4 protein-coding genes are annotated in these 3,661 nt (G+C 60.7%); 3 read left to right on the top strand and 1 reads right to left on the bottom strand.

Going from position 1 to position 3,661, the window contains the following annotated elements; translation table 11 throughout:
- Positions 1-54: 54 nt before the first annotated feature.
- The gene (locus M3O22_08900) at positions 55-558 is read right to left on the bottom strand and encodes a hypothetical protein (GenBank protein ID MDP9196859.1); all 504 of its coding nucleotides are present in this window, start codon (positions 556-558) and stop codon (positions 55-57) included.
- 251 nt (positions 559-809) lie between these two features.
- Between M3O22_08900 and M3O22_08895 the strand changes: the two genes are divergently transcribed.
- The 3 genes from M3O22_08895 to M3O22_08885 form a co-directional block, all read left to right on the top strand.
- Positions 810-1,955, top strand: coding sequence for a hypothetical protein (locus tag M3O22_08895; protein ID MDP9196858.1), 1,146 nt, complete (start codon positions 810-812; stop codon positions 1,953-1,955).
- A 43-nt stretch (positions 1,956-1,998) separates the two neighbouring features.
- A complete protein-coding gene (locus M3O22_08890) occupies positions 1,999-2,622 on the top strand; it encodes a hypothetical protein (protein MDP9196857.1) in 624 nt (207 codons plus the stop codon).
- 20 nt (positions 2,623-2,642) lie between these two features.
- The coding region (locus tag M3O22_08885; GenBank protein ID MDP9196856.1) for a type IV secretion protein IcmO at positions 2,643-3,661 on the top strand (1,019 nt) is incomplete at its 3' end.

Raw genomic sequence — 3,661 nt, 5'->3', positions numbered from 1 at the left:
GAAGTCCGGAAAGCCGAGGTCAGATGGCCATTATCCGTTTGATTGTCCGCACGCCTATTGCATGCACTCCCGCAGCCGGTCTGTAGCCGGCCCCATGCCGCTCAGGACAAGCTGAAGAGGCTGATTTTCGCCGGCAACTGTCAGATCCATGACATTCCTGTCACGAAGGGTGGACAGGGGATCCGGACCAGGAATGGTTATGTCCCTGATAACCTGCAGCGAGGAAACTGTGGCGCCGCCGCTGGCCAGCTGCTGACCCTGGGAAGAGACTGTCACGTTCACACTGCGGGGCTGGACCCGGCGGGAGACTGTCATCATTACGGATTTTCCGTCCCAGGTCATGGTGATGCTCTGGCCATCGGCCTGCTTGCTGGTCATGGTGCAGATCAGTTTCAGATTGCTGTTTCTGGAATGGACGGCCTTAAGGGTCCAGTATTCGGTGTCACCAAACGGAACAATATTCAGATTCGACGTCTGGGGCATGGGATCCTGGGCCCGGACCACGGCAGGAGCAAGAAAGACCACCAGAACGGCAAGGGCGGAAAGGATGTGGCGCACGGCTTGAACTCCTGCTGATATTGTGGCCGCTGTTTTCGAACACAGCTGGCAGGTTTGGAACACTTGTCAGCCTATCCCCTTTCAGCCTGTTTGCCAACAGCATAAATGGACCTGTCTGCGTGGCAGGATGTCGAAACACCGGTTGCAGCATGTAATTTCTGGCAATACAATCCAGGAAGAGGTATACTTCACGGGTTACAGTATGGCCGGCGGATCATGTTCCGTCAGGGTTTCAGGGGGAGTGGCAGAGCGTGTCCCAGGGAAACAACAACAACGACCCTTTCATGCTGGTCCTTCTGGTGACAGTGCTGCTCTGCGGCCTCACATGGGCCATATGGCATTTTCTGGGAGCCCATATCCTGAGTGGCCTGCGGTGGGTGCGCGTGGGCGAGTTGTGGGTGATCGAACAGATCACGGGAAGCGTCCAGCTGCGCAACCTGCGCCTTCTGGCCTCGGCCCAGCCGGTTGTGGAATGGCCCCAGGCCGCCATCCTGTCAAAAACCGTCATGTATTATATGAAATGGTTCTTTGCCGCCCTTCTGGCAGGCATCGCAATCTTCGTGACCCTGCGCGCACCAGACACCCGGTTCAGACACAAATACAACCTGGAAACCCTGATCCGGGCCCAGTCAAGGTTCTGGCCGGTGATCTCCCCCCTGCTGAAGTTCAATCCCACGCAGGCCAGTGCCCGCTTCACTGGTCAGGCTATTCCGGCCACACTGCCTCTGTTTGCCGAGGCTCTTTCCCCCGAGGAATGGGTGGCCGCAAACCGCATTTCCCTGATCAACAACATTCCCGACCGGGATTCTGCGCGCCGCGCCTGCCTGACCCAGCTGGGCGCCCGGTGGACAGGCGCTGACAGTCTGCCACCGTACGCCCGGGCCCTTCTGGCGGCCTTTGCCCTCAAGATTGCCCGCAAGCGGCAGGAATCAGACGACCTTCTTGGAAAGATTGCCGCATCCTGGTCTCCTGAAAAGGGGCTGCAGCTGCCCCCCGGGGTCACAAAGGAGATTGACGCTGTCCTGGGCAGCCCGGGAACAGGCGGGGAAGCCCTGAAAGTGGCCGAACGCCACGGCTGGTTCACCACAGCCATGCTCGGGGTTCTGAAAAAGGCCCGGGAAAACGGGGGTGTTCTGGCTTCGGCCAGCTTCCTGTGGCTGCGGGGTGTGGACCGGAAACTGTGGTATGCCCTGAACAACCTGGGGCGCCAGTCTTTTCATACCGAGGCTGCGGCATCCATGGCCCACTTCATGGCCGAGACGGAAGCCCGCCGCCCGCTGGCCATCCCGCGGGTGGAACCGGCTATTGATTCACTTGTCACATATTTTTCCGAAACCAGACCGGCTGTGCCACCGCTGGACGAAGGAAAACAGGGCCGTTCAAAAACGAAAAATTAACCTTTCGGGATCATAATCCCGCAGATTCACAGGAGTATGTGCAGTGGGCAGGAATTCTTCAGGGTGCGTCAGGGGCCGCGTTTCGGGCAACCAGTTTGTTGTCACCGTCTGCCATGAAGGGACGTCCCGCACCCTGGTTTTCAACATCGGCTGGAGTCGGCTTCTGGACATGGAGCTTCGGGATGACGGCAGTCACTGGATCCTGTCAGCCAGCGTCCGGGAAACAGGCTCCGCTCCTGAAACCGTCGAGATTGCCCGCTTCCGTGACCGGAAGGCTGCGGAAAAAATCTTTTGCCGCCTGTCATGTGCCCTGCGCTGCCCTGGTCCCTCCACAGGCCGGATGGCCCTGCGCATGGCTGCTATCGCCGCCGCCACAAGCCTGTCCGCCCTGGCTGTGATTTTCGTGCTTCTGGCCGCCTTTGTGATGGTCGTACCGGTCCAGCCCCTGCCCATGCAGATCCCGCCTGCGCCGGCAGCAGAGTCCGGAATGACAGGCAGCGATGCCCTGAACCAGGCCCTCATCCAGCAGATGCTGCGGGAGCAGACCGGGGGCATGGCGCTTCCCCCCGGAACACTGCCCGGAACGCCGCAGCCCGCTGCCCCGCCGCCACAGCCCGTTGGCGTCCCCATGAGCGCGGATGACATCCTGGGGTCGCCACAGCAATGATGCCGGAATGATATAGAGCCATGCCCGTCGCCAGGAATTACCAGCACGAGTACAAGAAAACGCTCAGGGATACACGCCCCCTGCTGCAGCGGGCCCTTGACGACCTCAAGACATCCCATGCCATGACCATGCTTGCGGGCGGGGGGGCTGTGGCAGCCCTGATCCCCGGCCCGGACATGTTCGCGGACCTGATCGCCCTGGTCATCGTCCTGTATTTCCTGTGGTACAGGAAGCGGGAGTTCAAGCTGCCCCTGAAAATGCCCGCCTATGCCGGCATTCCCGATCCCAACAACGCCGCACCGCCCGGCGATAAAAAAGCCGAAGGCATCCTGTATCTGGGCATCGACAAGGACAGCGGCGAGGAACTGTGGGTCACCAACAGCGATGCCAGAACCCATATCCTGTATCTGGGAACCACCGGCGCCGGTAAAACAGAGGGGCTGAAAGGCCTTGTCTCCAATGGCCTGACCTGGGGATCCGGGTTCGTCTATATCGACGGAAAGGCGGACACGGACCTGTTCGCCGCCATGTACTCCCTGGCCCGCCGGTTCGGACGGGACGACGACCTGCTGGTCCTGAACTACATGACCGGCAACAGTGATGTGGGCGCGGCCACCAACACCCTGAACCCCTTCACGCTGGGTTCTGCCTCGTACCTGACCAACATGCTGGTCAGCCTGATGCCCCAGTCCGGCGGTGACAACGCCATGTGGAAAGAGCGCGCCGTAGGCTTCATCAGCTCGATCATGCCAGCCCTGACCTGGAAGCGCGACAACCAGAGCACGCCACTGGACATCCGCACCATCCGCGATCACATGACACTGCAGGCCGTGGTCCGGCTGGCCCGCGACCAGGCCTTGCCGGAAAAGGTCAGCCGTGGCCTGCGCAGCTATCTGGACACCCTGCCCGGCTTTGTCCACGAAATCTTTGACGACGATGGCAACGTGGTTCCCCCGTCAGGGGGAGGGCCGATGCCCGATATTTCCATCCCGAGCCAGCAGCACGGCTATCTGGCCATGCAGTTCACCCGCTCGCTGCA

This window comes from Pseudomonadota bacterium, from assembly GCA_030775045.1.
Taxonomy (GTDB): Bacteria; Pseudomonadota; Alphaproteobacteria; order JALYJY01; family JALYJY01; genus JALYJY01.
Note: the sequence above shows the minus strand (reverse complement) of the source record. Positions and strands in the feature narration are given on the sequence as shown.